The 15,932-nt window shown below is 63.1% G+C and carries 15 protein-coding genes; 7 read left to right on the top strand and 8 right to left on the bottom strand.

Going from position 1 to position 15,932, the window contains the following annotated elements:
• Positions 1–113 precede the first annotated feature (113 nt).
• Both DDQ68_RS09370 and DDQ68_RS22760 read left to right on the top strand, forming a co-directional pair.
• Positions 114–1,514: a type III PLP-dependent enzyme domain-containing protein gene (locus DDQ68_RS09370; protein ID WP_109656063.1), complete on the top strand. Its 1,401-nt coding sequence runs from the start codon at positions 114–116 to the stop codon at positions 1,512–1,514.
• Between the two features lie 115 nt (positions 1,515–1,629).
• Entirely contained in the window at positions 1,630–1,785 is a 156-nt protein-coding gene (locus DDQ68_RS22760) for a hypothetical protein (RefSeq protein ID WP_162549984.1), read from the top strand.
• A 76-nt stretch (positions 1,786–1,861) separates the two neighbouring features.
• Here DDQ68_RS22760 and DDQ68_RS09365 read toward each other — a convergent pair whose 3' ends face one another.
• Positions 1,862–2,386 carry a D-glycero-alpha-D-manno-heptose-1,7-bisphosphate 7-phosphatase gene (locus DDQ68_RS09365; RefSeq protein ID WP_109656062.1) on the bottom strand — a complete coding sequence of 175 codons (525 nt, stop codon included), beginning with the start codon at positions 2,384–2,386 and terminating at the stop codon, positions 1,862–1,864.
• A gap of 39 nt (positions 2,387–2,425) precedes the next feature.
• Between DDQ68_RS09365 and hemG the strand changes: the two genes are divergently transcribed.
• Entirely contained in the window at positions 2,426–3,766 is a 1,341-nt protein-coding gene (gene hemG, locus DDQ68_RS09360) for a protoporphyrinogen oxidase (protein WP_109656061.1), read from the top strand.
• 29 nt (positions 3,767–3,795) lie between these two features.
• A complete protein-coding gene (locus tag DDQ68_RS09355; RefSeq protein WP_109656060.1) occupies positions 3,796–4,575 on the top strand; it encodes a polyprenol monophosphomannose synthase in 780 nt (259 codons plus the stop codon).
• A 124-nt stretch (positions 4,576–4,699) separates the two neighbouring features.
• On the opposite strand, the gene DDQ68_RS09350 is transcribed toward DDQ68_RS09355, so the two are convergent.
• The 3 genes from DDQ68_RS09350 to DDQ68_RS09340 all read right to left on the bottom strand — a co-directional run bounded on the left by DDQ68_RS09350 (position 4,700) and on the right by DDQ68_RS09340 (position 7,956).
• Complete coding sequence (locus DDQ68_RS09350; RefSeq protein WP_162549719.1) at positions 4,700–5,407, bottom strand: IS630 family transposase; 708 nt, start codon at positions 5,405–5,407, stop codon at positions 4,700–4,702.
• Positions 5,388–5,633 carry a helix-turn-helix domain-containing protein gene (locus tag DDQ68_RS24720; RefSeq protein ID WP_369076534.1) on the bottom strand — a complete coding sequence of 82 codons (246 nt, stop codon included), beginning with the start codon at positions 5,631–5,633 and terminating at the stop codon, positions 5,388–5,390. Before DDQ68_RS24720 ends, DDQ68_RS09350 begins: the two co-directional genes overlap by 20 nt.
• Positions 5,634–5,835: 202 nt before the next feature.
• Positions 5,836–7,956: a transglycosylase domain-containing protein gene (locus DDQ68_RS09340; protein ID WP_109656059.1), complete on the bottom strand. Its 2,121-nt coding sequence runs from the start codon at positions 7,954–7,956 to the stop codon at positions 5,836–5,838.
• 118 nt (positions 7,957–8,074) lie between these two features.
• Between DDQ68_RS09340 and purB the strand changes: the two genes are divergently transcribed.
• The 3 genes from purB (at position 8,075) to DDQ68_RS09325 (ending at position 12,528) form a co-directional block, all read left to right on the top strand.
• On the top strand, positions 8,075–9,415 hold the full coding sequence (gene purB / locus DDQ68_RS09335; protein ID WP_109656058.1) for an adenylosuccinate lyase: 1,341 nt from the start codon (positions 8,075–8,077) through the stop codon (positions 9,413–9,415).
• 395 nt (positions 9,416–9,810) lie between these two features.
• Positions 9,811–11,349 (top strand): DUF5723 family protein, encoded by a 1,539-nt coding sequence (locus DDQ68_RS09330; protein WP_109656057.1) that lies wholly within the window; start codon positions 9,811–9,813, stop codon positions 11,347–11,349.
• Between the two features lie 72 nt (positions 11,350–11,421).
• Positions 11,422–12,528 (top strand): glycosyltransferase family 9 protein, encoded by a 1,107-nt coding sequence (locus DDQ68_RS09325; RefSeq protein WP_162549983.1) that lies wholly within the window; start codon positions 11,422–11,424, stop codon positions 12,526–12,528.
• A 79-nt stretch (positions 12,529–12,607) separates the two neighbouring features.
• Here the strand turns inward: DDQ68_RS09325 and DDQ68_RS09320 are convergent, their stop codons facing one another.
• From DDQ68_RS09320 to DDQ68_RS09305, 4 genes are all read right to left on the bottom strand, one after another.
• On the bottom strand, positions 12,608–13,738 hold the full coding sequence (locus DDQ68_RS09320; protein ID WP_109656055.1) for a glycosyltransferase: 1,131 nt from the start codon (positions 13,736–13,738) through the stop codon (positions 12,608–12,610).
• Positions 13,739–13,841: 103 nt separating this feature from the next.
• Positions 13,842–14,819: a glycosyltransferase family 2 protein gene (locus DDQ68_RS09315; RefSeq protein ID WP_109656054.1), complete on the bottom strand. Its 978-nt coding sequence runs from the start codon at positions 14,817–14,819 to the stop codon at positions 13,842–13,844.
• Positions 14,812–15,342 (bottom strand): DUF4199 domain-containing protein, encoded by a 531-nt coding sequence (locus DDQ68_RS09310; RefSeq protein WP_109656053.1) that lies wholly within the window; start codon positions 15,340–15,342, stop codon positions 14,812–14,814. Before DDQ68_RS09310 ends, DDQ68_RS09315 begins: the two co-directional genes overlap by 8 nt.
• 15 nt (positions 15,343–15,357) lie before the next feature.
• A complete protein-coding gene (locus tag DDQ68_RS09305) occupies positions 15,358–15,912 on the bottom strand; it encodes a DUF4199 domain-containing protein (RefSeq protein WP_109656052.1) in 555 nt (184 codons plus the stop codon).
• Positions 15,913–15,932 lie beyond the last annotated feature (20 nt).

Genomic DNA, 15,932 nt, shown 5'->3' with positions numbered 1-15,932 from the left:
AAGTCGCTTCGTCCATCGTTACCGATGCGCGGGGAACATTTCTGTCCCCGGGCGGTAGTTTTAAGCCGCCGCCGCAAAGGTCGGCATTCTGCGCCGTTTTTCCCTCGCCTGTAATGGACAAGTACCACGACCTAATTTCCCAAACCTTCGATTTTCCCACCGCCGATTTCACGGTTCAAAACGACGAGCTCCAGTTCCACGGCATCGACCTGATGGCCCTGGTTGAGAAGTATGGCACGCCGCTGCGCCTCACCTATCTGCCCAAAATCAGCTCCCAGATTCAACGGGCCAAAAAGTGGTTTGCTGACGGCATCGCTGCCACCGGATACCAGGGCACCTACTCCTACGCCTACTGCACTAAGTCGTCGCACTTCCGCTTCGTGCTGGAGGAGGCCCTGAAAAACGACGTTCACCTCGAAACCTCGTCGTGGTTCGACACCACCATCATCCGCCACCTCCACGCCGAGGGCAAGGTCGACAAGCAGCACCACATCATCTGCAACGGCTTTAAGGTGGAGGAGTACAAACGCGAAATTACGGCCCTCATCAACGAGGGCTTCGTGAACTGCATACCCATCATCGACGCGCCCAACGAAATAGATTATTACCAAAAGTACGTCACCGAAAAGTGCAAGCTGGGTATGCGCCTGGCTTCGGACGAGGAGCCGCGCTTCCAGTTCTATACCTCGCGCCTGGGCATTCGCTACACCGATGCAATACCCCTTTACGAGCAAAAAATTAAGGACGATCCGCGCTTCGAGCTGACGATGCTGCACTATTTCATCAGCACCGGCATCAAGGACACGTCCTACTACTGGTCCGAGTTGAGCCGCTTTATCCATAAGTATTGCGAACTGCGCAAAATCTGCCCCACGCTCACCACTATCGACATCGGCGGGGGCCTGCCCATCCAAACCAGCATCCAGCCCGAGTACGACTACCCCTACATGATAGCCGAAATCCTGCGCACCGTCCAGCGCATCTGCAAGGAAGAAGGCGTGCCCGAGCCCGGTATTTTCACCGAGTTCGGCATCTTCACGGTGGGCGAGAGCGGGGCCATTATTTACTCCATCCTGGACGAAAAACTTCAGAACGACAAGGAGTTGTGGTACATGATTGACGGCTCGTTCATCACCAACCTGCCCGATACCTGGGCCCTGAATCAACGCTTTATCCTGCTGGCCCTGAACGGTTGGCAGAAGTCGTACGAGCGCGTCCAGCTTGGGGGCCTCACCTGCGACTCGCAGGACTACTACAACGCCGAGCAGCACCTCTATCAGGTGTTTTTGCCCGAGCGCAAGCCCGCTGACGCGGAGCCGCTCTACATCGGATTTTTCCACACCGGCGCCTACCAGGAAAGCCTGAGCGGCTACGGCGGCATTAAGCACTGTCTTATCCCCTCGCCCCAGCACATCATCCTCGACCGGGGCCCCGACGGCGTACTCACTGACACCGTGTTTGCGCCTAAACAGGAGGCCGCTAGCATGATGCGTATCCTGGGCTACGCTTCGTAAAAAGGCTTTGCACGAAAATTTGCATTTTTCCGTTCGGTGGGAATGCGGCTGTTGCGGCGGGTGCACTATCTTTGGCTCAACCTCCATTCAGCATTCACCCATTTAGCATTATCTTATGAAAAAGCTTATTCTCCTGGCTGCTGGCGCGGCTACTCTGGGCCTTGCTTCGTGCAGCGGCGGTAAGTGCCCCGCCTACACGAGCACTAAAGCGGCCAACCGCGTGTCTTCGCCCGTGATGGCCAGCGCCGCTACTCCCTCGGCCCGCCAATAATTTTCGGGTTAGAATTAAAAAGGCCGGTTCCCCACGCGGGAAACCGGCCTTTTTAATTCTACACTTGTAACGCGGACTACAAAGTCTGCGCTACATTCAAAATCAGGTCCGTAGCGGCTACTAAATCGACGGCGTAGGGGGTATGGACCTCTACTTCGGTGTGGCCCACCAGGATGCCACGGATGCCCAGGCGGGCCCCGGCCTGTATGTCGCGCACCCGGTCGCCTACAATCCAGCACTGGGCGGGGTCGAGGGCAAAGCGGGCCACGGCTTTTTCGAGCATCCCCGAGTCGGGCTTGCGGAAGATGGACTCGCTCACGCTGGGATGGTTATCGCTGAAATATAGCATATCCAGCGCATTGCCGCAGGCGGCTTGCAGCTGAGCATGGCGGGCCTGCACGTCGGCCCCGGTGTAGAGGCCCTTGGCGATGCCGGCCTGGTTGGTGACGACGATGAGGTAGTAGCCCGCAGCTCTGAGGCGCGCCAGGGCCCCGGGTACGCCGGGGCTGACGACAAATTTTTCCGCCTGCCACACGTACTCGCCGGTTTCATTGTTCAATACGCCGTCGCGGTCGAGGAAAATTGCTTTGTGGGGGCCCATTATGGGGCAAAGCTACGGGCGGGGCCCGATCTTTACCGAATGAAAATCGCCCTCCTCGGCGGCGGCCTCGCCGGCCTCACCTGCGCCTGGTACTTGCAACAAGCCGGCGTCGCCTACGATTTGTTTGAGGCCGACGCGCGGCCCGGCGGCAACCTGCTCAGCCTCAACCAGCCCGAAGGCTACCTGCTCGAAGCGGGCCCCAACTCGCTCCAGCTCAGCCCCGAGCTGGCCGAACTATTTGATGAGCTGGGCCTTACCGACCAAGTGCAAGATACGGCAGCCGTGGGCCAGCGCCGCTACGTGCTGCGCGGTGGCAGCTACCGCGAGCTGCCCGGCTCGCCACCAGCGCTGCTCGCCAGCAGCTTTTTCAGCCTGAAGGGCAAGTGGCGGCTGCTGCGCGAATTCCTCAAGCCCGCCGGGGCCCCCAACCCCGACGAAACCGTAGCCGCGTTTTTCACCCGGCGCTTCGGTTCGGAAATCGTGGACTACGCCGTGAACCCGTTCGTGGCCGGCATCTACGCCGGCGACCCGGCCCAGCTGCTGCTCCGCCATACGTTCCCGCAGCTGGCGGCCCTGGAGCAGGCCCACGGCTCGGTGCTGCGTGGGCTGGCCAAGGCCGGCAAGGGCGTGGGGCGGCGGCGCGTCGTCACGCTGCAAGGCGGCGTGCAGGTCCTCACCGATGCGCTGGCCGCCCGTCTCACGCACTGCCACCCCGGGGCCCCCATCGCGGAACTGGCGCGGGCCCCCGATGGCGCCTATTCGTTTCAGGCGGGCGGGGCCACGCAGGGGCCCTACACGCACCTCGTGCTGGCGCTGCCGGCCTACGCCGCCGCGCCGCTGCTGGCGGGGCTGTTTCCGGCGGCGGCGGCGGCGCTGGCGGCGGTGCACTACCCACCCATGGCTGTGGTGTACTCGGCCTACGAGCGGGCCGCCGTGGCACACCCACTGGAGGGCTTCGGGGCCCTGCACCCCAAGGCGGAGGGCGCCTATGCGGCCGGCTCGCTCTGGACTAGCAGCCTCTACCCCGGCCGGGTACCGGCGGGGCAGGTGCTGTTCACCACCTTCGTGGGCGGCACCCAGTACGAGGCCGCCGCCCAGCAGCCCGAGGCCGACCAAAAAGCCGCCGTGCACACCGAGCTGGCTCGTTTTTACGGCATTGCCGGGGCCCCCACCTGGCAGGGGCGCTACTACTGGCCGCGCAGCATTCCGCAGTTCGATGCAGCCATTGGGCCGGCGCGCGCGTCGGTAGAAGCCCTGCGGGCCGATGGCATCGTGGCCGTAGCCAACTGGCAGGCCGGCGTGGGCGTACCCGACGTGGTGCGCCACGCCCGCACCACGGCCCAGGCGCTGGCCGCGGGGGCCCCGGCCCCGGCCCGGTAGCTCCCCCCCGGCCCCTATCTTTGCCCCTCATGAACGACAGCCTCGTCCTGATTCCTACCTACAACGAGCGCGAGAACGCCGAGCAAATCGTACGCAAGGTCATGGGCTTGCCGCTAGCGTTCGACGTGCTGGTTATCGACGACGGCTCGCCCGACGGCACGGCAGCTATTGTGCGTGGCCTGCAGGCCGAGTTTCCCGGCCGCCTGTTTCTGGAAGAACGCCTCGGCAAGCAGGGCCTGGGCACGGCCTACATTCACGGGTTTCGATGGGCCCTGGCCCGCGGCTACGGCTATATCTTCGAGATGGACGCCGACTTTTCGCACAACCCCAAGGACCTCGTGCGCCTCTACAACGCCTGCGCCATGGAGGGCTACGACGTAGCCATTGGCTCGCGCTACATCCAGGGCGTCAACGTGGTAAACTGGCCTATGGAGCGCGTGCTCATGTCGTACTACGCCTCGTGGTACGTGCGCTTTGTGACCGGCATGCCCATCCGCGACGCCACGGCGGGCTTCAAGTGTTACACGGCGCGGGTGCTGCGCGCCATCGATTTCGACCGCATTCGATTCGTGGGCTACGCCTTCCAGATTGAGATGAAGTGGCGCGCCTTCCAGCTCGGTTTTAAGATTAAGGAGGTGCCCATCATCTTCACCGACCGCACCCGTGGCACCTCCAAAATGTCGAAGGGCATCGTGAAAGAAGCCTTTTTCGGCGTGCTGCAAATGAAAATCAGCAGCTGGCTGCGCCCCGCGCCCAAGCCCGTGGGCCCCCAGCTGGCGGCGGACCAAGACGGCTTAGAACCTATCTAAAAAAGGGATGAAAAAGAACGGTCATGCTGAGCGCAGCTGAAGCATCTCTACCGCTCAACTACGCATGATTACTGTCGCGGGAGAAATGCTTCGACAGGCTCAGCATGACCACCCATTTAAGCACTCATGCAAAAGTAATCGTGTAGTGATTACCGACGTTTGCCAGCACGTGTTCGAGGCGTTGTAGCAAGGTTTGCTCCGTGGCGTAATCCTGGGGGCGAACCCAATAGTGCTTGCAGCGGTGCCAGAGCAGTTCGATGTGGTTGAGTTCGGGGCTGTAGGCGGGCAAGAAAAAGAGTGTCAGGCCGGCCGCTGCCCACTTGGCTTCACAAGCGCGCACCACGTGCGCTTTGTGAATGGAGGCATTGTCGAGTACGAGCACGGTAGGGCCGCTTAGACTGTGGCAGAATGCGTTGACGGCCAGCACAAATAAGTCGGCCGTCAGGCTGCCTTCCCGCACGTAGGCCTCCAGGGGCTGGTGCGGGGCGTGGGCCTGCCAGAAGCCCAGGACCGAATGCCCCCCGCGCCCCCGTACGGCGGGCAGGCCCACCGGGGGCTGCCCACGCCGTTGCCAGGCATAGGGCACGGGGGCTTGGCGCGAGAAGCGGCACTCATCGACGTAGACCACGGCCACCGCGCCGCGGGCTTCGGCTTGGTGCAACGTGTGCAGGTGCTGCTGGGCGGCGGCAAACAAGACCGGGTCGCGTTGCGCTTTCAGACTCCTGCGGCAGCGCTTCCAGCGGTAGCCGGCGCGGCGCGCCAGCCGGCGCAGCGTGCTCAGGCTGAGCTTGAGGCCCCAGCCTCGGCGGATGTCAGGAAGCCACGCGCGCAATTGCTGGGTGGCCGTACCCAGCCAGGTCGCTACTTTTTTTTACTGCTGGTGGGAGTTTCGGCGGGCGGCCCGACCGCTGGCCCTCGGCCAGCCCGGCCAAGCCCAGCTCCTGCCAGCGGCGCAGCCAGATACCGACCGTATTATAGCCCACGGCAAACAAAGTGGCCAATTGCTGAACGGTCGCCCCGCGGTGGTGTCCCAAAATAACTTGGGCACGCCGCCGCATTCGCGGGTGCGGGCCCTGAGCAGCAGCGGCCTCCAGGGTGGTGATTTCAGGAGCTGCGAGCGGAAGTGAAGCGAGTAGCATACGCCAAAATTAGCGCCTTCGCCCCACACGATTACTTGTGCATGGGTGCTTAGATTGCCACTAACCCAAAAGGGCCGCCCTGCTAATGCCGGGCGGCCCTTTCAATTTATAGCCCGGGGCCCTATTTGGGGGCTCCGGCGCCGCCGGGCGCGGCTGGGGCGGCGGGCGTTGCATCGGCGGCCTTGGCGGTATTCAGCAGGTCGATCAGGTTGATGGACTCGAACTGGCTGCTATCGGCCGGCGATACGGTGCGGGTAGTGTCGCGGGCCGTGACGATGTAGCTGCGGGCCGGGCCGTTGAGGTTCACGCCGTAGGTCAGGTTGTCGCGGTCGTTTTCCGAAATCAAGCCCTTGTTCACCATGATGTCAGCAATCAGCTTAAAGAAATAGCGCGTACTGGTGCGCAGGTTGCCATAGCTATTGAAGGAGTAGCGGTAATATTTGGGTTTGGGAATGATGCTGGCTAGGTACAGGCTCTCGGGCAGGTTCAGCTCGCTGGGGCGCTTGCCGTAGTAGAACAGGGCGGCCTCCTTCACGCCGTACACGCCGTGCTTGCCGCTGGGCCAGCGGTACTTGCTGGGGCCCCACTCGATGATGTTGAGGTAGACCTCGAACATGCGCTGCTTGCTTACGAGGCGCGTATTTTCGATGAGCCACACGATCAGCATTTCCTCGGCCTTGCGGCCTACGGTTTTCTGGCGGTTCAGGAATACGTTTTTCACCAGCTGCATGCTGAGCGTGCTGCCGCCGCGGGCAAAGCGCTTCTCCTTAATATCCTGGATAGCAGCGTTGATGAAGGCCTTTTCCATAAAGCCGCGGTGGGTCAGGAAGCGCGGGTCTTCGGCCGTCATAATGGCCGATTTCAAGTAGTCGGCTACGTCGTCGTAGCGCGTAAAATCGGGGTTGGAGGGCCCCACGGGGAAGGTGCGCAGTGAGTCGCCCTTGTCGTTGTAGGCGGTGTAGGCGAAGTCGGTGTTGAGCTTGCCCAGGTCTTCAGCCCCGAAGTGGGTGATGCGGAAATCTTTGCTGGCTTGCAGCGACGAGTTGAGGTGCAGGCTGTCGACCTGGGCCAGGTCTACGTCGGCCTTGAGGTGGTAGGCCAGCGTGCCCGTGCCCTGGGTGCCGGCCACCACGTCGAACATGCCCTCGGGCAGGGAGGCGAAAAAGGCGTTGGTGGGGGCCGCGTCGGAGTCGATGCGCAGGCGCACGACCAGCTTCGGCTTTAGGCGCACCGAAATTTCGGGATGAAACACCAACTGGTTGAGCACCACGCGGGAGCCTTCCTCCAGGGCCACGGTGGCGCGGCCCAGCGAGGCCACAAAATCGAGCTGCCCGCGGTGCACCACAATGTCTTCCGAGCCCAGCCGGGGCTGGTAGAGGCTGAAGTTGCGGGCCGCCAGCGAGCCGCGCACCATGAGCTTGCCGCCGGTGTCGTCGTTAGTGAAATCCTTGCCCGTCATGCGCACCAGCACCGTGTCGAAGCTCACCAGGGCCCCGAAGCGGCGCGGCACGTAAGGCAGCTGCACGGAGCCGCCCACGCCAAACACGCGCGCCGTGAGGGCGTAGTCGCCGGCCTCGATGTGGCCGTCGATGCCTAGCTCGTTCACCACCGAATCGACGCTGGCCGTGAGGCGGCCGCTGATGTCACCGTCCTCAATTTTCAGGCGCGGCATGGTGAGCAGCGCTTGGTGGTGAGGCGAGTCGTAGCGCACCACAAAGTCTTGAAAATTGGCCTGGCCGGGCACGTTGCCGAATCCGGCTTCGAGCACCTGGTTCAGCAGCAGGCCATAGTTGCGGCCCTGGGCCGCGTCGCGGGGCGGCTCGGCTGGCTGTTTCTTCTTGTCCAGCAGGAAGCTGAAGTTGTCGGTGGTGGTCGTTTTGTGGGCCGTAAGGCGGGCGTGCTGAATTTGCAAATCCGAAAACACCGGCCGGCCCGCAAACAGCGACCGTATGCTCAGGCTGGCTTGCAGGCGGCGGGCGGTGAGCAGCGTATCGGCGGGGCGGGCGGTGGGCACCACGCTCATGCCCTTGATTTCGACCGTGTTGAGATTGGTAAACTGGGCAGGGCCCAGGGCCAGCGTCACGGGATATTTGCGCTCCACGCGGGCCTTCACCTCACGCAGGGCGTAGGCCAGCAGCTGCTGGCGCTTCCACTGGAAAATACCGAACGCCAGCAGCAGCAGCACCACGAAAGCGCCCGCCACGCCGATGAGAATCCGTTTAGTGGAAGGGGAAATGCGCACAGAGCAGAAAAATGGGTTCGGGTAATCGGGGCCAAAGGTAGGCAGAACGCGGGGCCCCCGGCCCGGGTTCGGGCGCCGCCGCGGAGGGCCCGCCGGCCGGGGGCCCTACTTTTGCGCCATGCTTTCGCCCCTCACCGCCCTCTCGCCCCTCGACGGGCGCTACCACCGCACCACGGCCGCCCTGGCCCCCTACTTCTCCGAGCTGGCCCTGATGCGCTACCGCGTGCGGGTTGAAGTGGAGTACTTCATCGCCCTGGCCCAGCTGCCGCTGCCGCAGCTAAGTGGCGTTTCGGCCGATGCGTTTCCGGTTCTGCGCCGGCTCTACACTGAATTCGGCGAGGCCCAGGCGCAGGCCATCAAGGCCCACGAAGCTGTGACAAACCACGACGTGAAGGCGGTGGAGTACTTCCTGCGCGACGAATTCACGAAGCTCGGCCTGGGCAATGCGCTGGAATTCATTCACTTCGGGCTCACCTCGCAAGACGTTAATAACACGGCCATCCCACTCAGCCTGAAAGACGCCTGGGCCGACGCGCTGGGGCCCCAGTTTGCCGCCGTCACGGGCCGCCTCACGGCACTGGCTATTGCCTGGGGCCCCATCCCCATGCTAGCCCGCACCCACGGCCAGCCCGCCTCCCCCACCCGCCTGGGCAAGGAAGTGGAGGTGTTCGTGGCCCGGCTCGAAGGCCAGCTGGCGCTGCTGGCCCAGGTGCCCTACGCAGCCAAGTTCGGCGGGGCCACGGGCGGCTTCAACGCCCACTTCGTGGCCTACCCGAACACCGATTGGCACGGCTTCGCCCGGCAGTTTGTGGAGGAAACGCTGGGCCTCACCCGCACCTTCCCCACCACCCAAATTGAGCCTTACGACAACCTGGCGGCCTTCTGCGACGGTGTGAAGCGTCTGAATACCATCTTAATAGACCTGTGCCGCGACGTGTGGCAGTACATTGCCATGGGCTATTTCCGCCAAACGGTGAAGGCCGGCGAAGTGGGCTCATCAGCGATGCCGCACAAGGTGAACCCCATCGATTTTGAGAACGCCGAGGGCAACCTGGGCGTGGCCAATGCGCTGCTGGAGCACTTCGCGGCCAAGCTACCGATTTCCCGTTTGCAACGGGATTTAACCGATTCTACCGTGCTGCGCAACCTGGGCGTGCCGCTGGGCCATACGCTCATCGCCCTCCACTCGCTGCTGCGCGGCCTGGGCAAGCTGGCCCTCGACGAAGCCGCCCTGGCCCGCGACCTGGAAGCCAACTGGGCCGTGGTGGCCGAGGGTATCCAAACCGTTCTGCGCCGCGAAAGCTACCCCGATCCCTACAACGCCCTCAAGCAGCTCACGCGCACCGGCGAAGCCATTTCGGCCACCACCATCGCCCGCTTCGTGGAGGAATTGAACGTGGCCGACGGCGTAAAGGCCGAGCTGCGGGCCCTGACGCCGCAGAGCTACGTGGGGCGGTAGCGGCGCGGCGGCATCCAGTGTAAATAAACCGCCACCACCGTAACCTCACGAGACCCCTTCGGGGCGGCGGCAACCTTGTTTCAGATTTGATGGGCCCGGCGGGCGGAACGGCTTAGCGCCTGTTCGCCCGCCGCGGCATTTTGCAGCTATACAGTTTAAATATACCTACATGTAAGTATTGTATTAAGTATAGCGCCAAGAGAACTTTGCTCGAAGTAAACACTCACTTCTAGCCGATTATTCGCATGGTTTGCTTCGCTACTCATTTTTTCCGGGGCCCCGGCCGCTTGTTGATTGCTGCCGGGCTACTGGGGCTGGCTGGGGCCCCGGTGGCCCGCGCCTAAGGCTGGACCGGGCTGGCCCACAGCAACTACGCCGGCACCAATACGGCCTACGTGAACCCCAGCGCCATTGCCGACGCGCGCACGTCTTTCTATCTGAACCTGGTGGGCGGCGACGTCAATTTTTACAACGACTACCTGCAACTCGACCTGCCCCAGCGGCCCTGGCAGAAGGATTTTTCGTTCAAGAAAGAGTACCTGCGGGAACGGCTGAACGGGGCCCCCAAGGCGGGCAGCGCCAGCGCTGAGGTACACTTGCCGTCGCTGCTGGTGGCCCTGGGGCCCTGGGCGGCCCTGGCTTTCACCAACCGCGGGCGGGCGTTTGTGCAGGCCAGCAACGTGAGCGAAAGCCTGGCCCGCCTGGCCCGCTACGGCCTGGGCGACGCCGACCGCCTGGGCCTAGCCAACCAGCTGCTCGAAGACAACCGCTTCAACCTGCACGTCGACAGCTACCACGAATTTGCCCTGACGTACGCCCGCACCTTCGCGCCCAACCCGGAGCATTTTTTCAAAGGCGGCCTCACGCTAAAGTACCTCGTGGGGCTGGGCGGCGGCTACGTGCTCAACGAGGGCACCGGCTACCAAGTGTACGGCCGCGACAGCCTGCAGCTGCGCAGCCCCAACGTGAGCTATGGCTACACCGACCCCCAGGCGTATAACCAGGATGGCCACGGCTTCGGCGCACGCTACGGCAGCCAGCGCCTGGGCCAGGGCTACGGCGCCGACCTGGGTTTTACCTACGAGTGGCGGCCCCAGCACGCGCAGTACCGGTACCGCATGGACGGCGCCGAGCAGGACGACCCGGCCCAGAACAAGTACCGGCTGCGCCTGGGGGTAGCCCTCACCGACCTGGGGGCCCTCCGGTACGCCAACGAGCGGTACGTGCACCAGGCAGCCCTGGCCAATACCCGCACCGTGCAGCTGGGCCGGGTCGATACGCTCACATTCAACCCGTTGTCGTCGGTGGGCCCCACGCTCGAGCGCCTGGTGGGCCTGCGCAGCCAGGCCCGGGAGTTCACCAGCTACCTGCCCGCGGCCTTGCGCCTCACGGCCGACTACCGCTTGGCCAACCACCTGTACGCGGGCGTGCTGTGGACGCAAAACCTGCTGCCGGCCCGCACCATCGGCAGCCGCACGCCCAGCGCCCTGGCCCTCACGCCGCGCCTCGAATTCAGCCGTGCCGAAGTGGCAGTGCCGCTCATTTGGGCCAACAACTACCAGAACTTCCAGGTGGGGGCCATGGTGCGGCTCGGGCCCCTGTTCGTGGGTTCGGATAACCTGGGGGGTATTTTTGGCTTGACCACCGCCACGGGCGCCAACTTTTATTTTGGCTGGGCCCTGGCCCTGCACCGCCACCGCCGCAAAGACCGCGACGGCGACCAAGTAAGCGATAAATACGACAAGTGCCCCAAGCAGAAGGGCCCCTGGGAACTGAAGGGCTGCCCCGCCCCGGCCCCGCCCGCCGCAGACGCCCCACCCTTATCCAGCGCCCCCGCAGACGCTCCAGCTTCCACCGCCCCGGCCCCGGAAGCGCCAGCCCCAGAGGCGCCGGCCCCGCCCGCCGCCCCGGCCCCGGAGGCGCCGCGCCCCTGACGCGCGCCCGCCGCCGCTGCGCAAACGCTGGCCGGGGCCCTACTTTTGCCGCTTGCCACTTTTGTCCCTCGCGTGCCTTCCCTCCTCCACAACGTTCCCGTTCGCCCCGACTGCCGCCACTTCCGCGGCGACCTGCCCTGCCGGCCCAACAAAGAGCACGGCTACACCTGCGCCGAGTGCCCAGTGTACGCGCCCGCCGGCAAGCGCATTCTCCTGATCAAGCTCGGGGCCATCGGCGACGTGATTCGGACCACGCCGCTGCTGCGGCGGCTGCGGCACGAGCACCCGGGCTGCTTCATTACCTGGCTCACGCTCACGCCGGCCATTTTGCCGCAGCGCGAAGTTGATGAGATTCTGAAGTTTGACTACGCCAGTGCTTTGCAGCTCCAGGCCCGGCGGTTCGACGTGGCCATCAACCTCGACAAGGAAAAGGAAGCCTGCGCTCTGCTGCTGAACGTGCGGGCCGAGGCCAAATTCGGCTACACCCTGCGCGAGTACGACGGCGTGCCCTGGCCCGTGAACCCCCAAGCTGACCACAAGTACCTCACTGGCGTGTTTGACCAGCTCAGCCTGGCCAACATTAAGCCCTACGTGCAGGAAATCTTCGAGCTGTGCGGCTTCGACTTCCAGGGCGAAGAGTACGTGTTCGACGCCCACGACGACCGCGGCTACGACTGGGAGGCCCTGCCGCCCGCCGCCCAGGGCCCCCGCATCGGCCTGAATACCGGCTGCGGCGACCGGTGGACCACCCGCCTCTGGAGCACCGAAAAGTGGATTGAGCTCATCCACGGCCTGCAAGCCGCTGGCTACGCGCCCGTGCTGCTGGGCGGTGAGGCCGAGCACCCGCGCAACCTGGAGCTGCAAGCCGCCACCGGCGCCGCCTACCCGGGCACCTTCCCCCTGCCCCAGTTCATCAACCTGGTGCACCAGATGCAGGGCATCGTCACGCAGGTCACGATGGGCATGCACATTAGCATCGCCCTGCGCAAGCCCACCATCCTGATGAACAACATCTTCAACCCCCACGAATTCGACCTCTACGGCCGTGGCCAGCTCGTAGGCCCCAACCGCCAGTGCGTGTGCTTCTACCGCGGCACCTGCAAGCTCGGCACCAGCTGCATGGAAGATTTGCCAGCAGCCAAAGTGCTCCAAGCCGTACGCGAAAGCGTTCCGCTGTAACGTAGCGTGGACCCTGTGAGTCTGCGCGTTAGAACGTGCAGTTTGCACCGTTCAGCCGCGCGGACTCACAGAGTCTACGCTACAACCCGGCCACCTCTTTTAGGGCCCCCACCATCACCTCCCACGAAAACTTCTTCGCTTCCTGGCGCACGCCGGCGGCGAAGACTTCTTCCCGGCTTTTCGCGTAAAAATCTACCAGCGCATCGGCCAGGGCCCTGGGGGTAGGCGGCACCACGTAGCCCACCACGCCGTCCGGGATCAGCTCGGCCAGGCCGCCTACATCGGTCACGAGCATGGGCCGGCCGAAGTGGTAGGCTACCTGCGAGACGCCGCTTTGTGTGGCGTGCTTGTAAGGCTGCACCACCATATCGGCCGCGCAGAAGTAGTTGGCCACTTGCTCGTTGGGAATAAAATCGGTGGCGCGCACAATGCGGCTTTCCAGGTCGTATTTTTTAATCAGCGCCTCGTAAGGTGCGGCGTCTTCGTAGAACTCGCCGGCAATAATCAGCTTCACCGGCAGGGCCCCCAGGCGCGGATCGGCCCAGGCTTCGAGCAGCACATCGAGCCCCTTATAAGCCCGGATAAACCCAAAAAACAATAGGTATCCCGCATCGGCCGGCAGCCCCAGCGCGGTCAGCGCTGCGGCCTTGGGCTTGGGGGCCCCAAAGTTATCGTAGAGCGGGTGCGGCCGGTACTGCGCCGGTTTGCGGCCGAAGCCCAGCCCCTGCAAATCGCTCAACACGCTGCGGCTCATAGTCACGAAGCCGTCGCAGGCGCTGAGGAAGTAGCGCGTCAGGGGCCCATCGCCGGGCCTTTTCTCGTGCGGAATCACGTTGTCGGTGATGGCCACCACGCGGGTGTGGCCGTTGCCGCGCGCCAGCCGCGCCACTGTGCCCAACGCGGGCCCCATAAACGGCAGCCAGAACCGAAAAACCACCAAATCGGGCCGCTCGCGACGCAGCCGCCGTCCCACCGCCCACCACGACAACGGGTTCACCGAATTCAAGTTCACCTCAATGTCCAAATCCGAGGGCCCCGGCTCGGTGCTGAACTGCGTTTGGCCGGGAAACAGGAAATCCGGGTATTGCAGTGAGAACGTGACGATCCGCGCCTCGTCGCCCGCCGCGCGAAACGCCCGGGCCAGCCGCTCGTTGTAGGTGGCCAGCCCACCGCGCAGCGGGTAAGCCGGCCCGATGATGACCACCTTCATTTAGAATCAGTTAACAGTTGTCAGTGAGCAGTTATCAATGAATAGGTTTTCCAGCGGACAAGACAATCAACTGATGACCGATAACTGCCCACTGTTAACTAGCCTACCTGATGGTATCGCGCACCAAGTAATCGTTGCGCTGCGAGCCGTTGAGCTGCACCATCTCAGCCAGAAAACCCGACAGAAACAGCATCACGCCGATGATAACGGCCGTGAGCGATAGGAAGAACAGTGGCTGATCGGTCACGTTGCGGGCGTGCAGGTTGTGCAGCGACAGGTACACTTTTTCACCCGTCAGCCACAGCGTCATCATCATGCCGAGGAAAAACGACAGGGCCCCCAGCGTGCCAAAAAAGTGCATCGGCCGCCGCCGAAACCGGCTCACAAACGTGATGCTGGCCAGGTCCAAAAAGCCGTAGACGAAGCGCTCCAGACCAAATTTAGTCACGCCGTACTTACGTTCCTGATGCTGTACCACCTTCTCGCCAATCTTGCGGAAGCCATTCCACTTGGCGATGACGGGAATGTAGCGGTGCATTTCGCCGTACACCTCAATGCTTTTCACCACCCGCTGGTCGTAGGCCTTGAGGCCGCAGTTGAAATCGTGCAGTGGAATGCCCGAAATCCAGCGCGTGGCCCCGTTGAAGAGCTTGGTGGGAATAGTTTTCGACAGCGGGTCGTAGCGCTTCTGCTTCCAGCCGCTCACCAGGTCAAACTTGTCCTCCGTTATCATGCGGTACAGCTCGGGCAGCTCCTCCGGCGAGTCCTGCAAATCGGCGTCCATTGTGCACACCACCCGCCCCCGAACCGCCTGGAAGCCCACGTTCAGGGCCGCCGACTTGCCGTAATTACGGTTGAAGCGGATGCCGCGCAGGGCAGCGTCGCGGGCCGCCAGCTCTTCAATCACCGCCCACGAATCGTCCGTCGAGCCGTCGTCAATCAGCAACACTTCATAGCTCAGGCCCTGCGCCGTCAGCACCCGCGCAATCCAGCGCGTGAGCTCCGGCAACGATTCGGCCTCGTTCAGCAGTGGAATAACGATGGACAGCTCCACCGGAAAAGGCGCAAGGGACTTATTCAAATTCAGGTCTGGCGTTTTTGGTAATGGCGGCAATGACCAGCGAAAACACCAGGCCCATGAAAAAACCACTGACGATGCCTATCGCCAGCCCAATCGCTCCCGTCGTGTACTTCGTACTGGCATTAACCATCTGTTCAATTTGCGCTTCGCTCATACTCCCCGCCGCTTCGAGCTTGGTCCGCATTTGATCCATCATGCGCGCAACCATGTCAGGATCGATGAAAGTGCGGTAAACGTAACTAAACACCGTCGATAGGAAGCCATTTATTCCGCCTGCCAGCACCCCAATGCCCAGCCCCTGGCCGTAGGACATATACCCTTCATTGGTCGCCTTAAAGGCCTTGTGTGCCAGTACAATTCCAATAATCAAAATGGCGAATGCTATCGATGCCAGCCCACTGTTACCCTCTTGGCCAATGGCAAATAGGACGAACGTAAAAATGATACTCACCAGGCCCGTGAGCAAGCCGTAGCGCAAGCCAGCGGCGGTAGTTGTTATTGGGGTAGTAGTAGTCGTTTCCATGAGTAGAAAGAAAGATTAGTCGCGAAAGAAAATACCTCCGGGTAAGCTGAACACCAAGCCCAGCAGCAGCACCGTTTGAAAATTAGCCAGCGCCAGGTCGTTCACCGTGATGCCCGCAATAACGGCGCGCTGCTTGGGCGTGAGTTGCAGCAGCACGCTTTTTTTGGTTGCGTCCTGCAATTGCGTTTGCATGATTTCGGCAATTTCGGCGCGGTGCCGGGCCAGGGCCGGTTCGCCCGCCACTTGCCCCAGGCCCCACACGCTACCCGCGCAGAGTACCGCTGCCACCACCGTCGTAAGGGCCCCCACGCCCAGGGCCCGTCCCAGCCCCGACCTGACCGGCCGCAGCTGCCGCCGCAGCGTCCACTGGGCCGCCACCACGGCAAATGGCACCAGCAACTCGGCCAGCAACTGCTTGGGGCCAAAGGCGTTGTTGCCGGCTAGGTGCAGGCCCACAATCCAGAGGCCGCACACCAAGCCCACGCCGCCGCCGAACCGCAGGGCTAACCGCCGCACGGGCTTCCAAGCATCGGTGGCCAGCGCCGCCGGGCCGGTAAGGATATCAGTCATGCAATGCACCAAAAGTAGGG

This window comes from Hymenobacter nivis, assembly GCF_003149515.1.
GTDB lineage: Bacteria > Bacteroidota > Bacteroidia > Cytophagales > Hymenobacteraceae > Hymenobacter > Hymenobacter nivis.
Note: the sequence above shows the minus strand (reverse complement) of the source record. Positions and strands in the feature narration are given on the sequence as shown.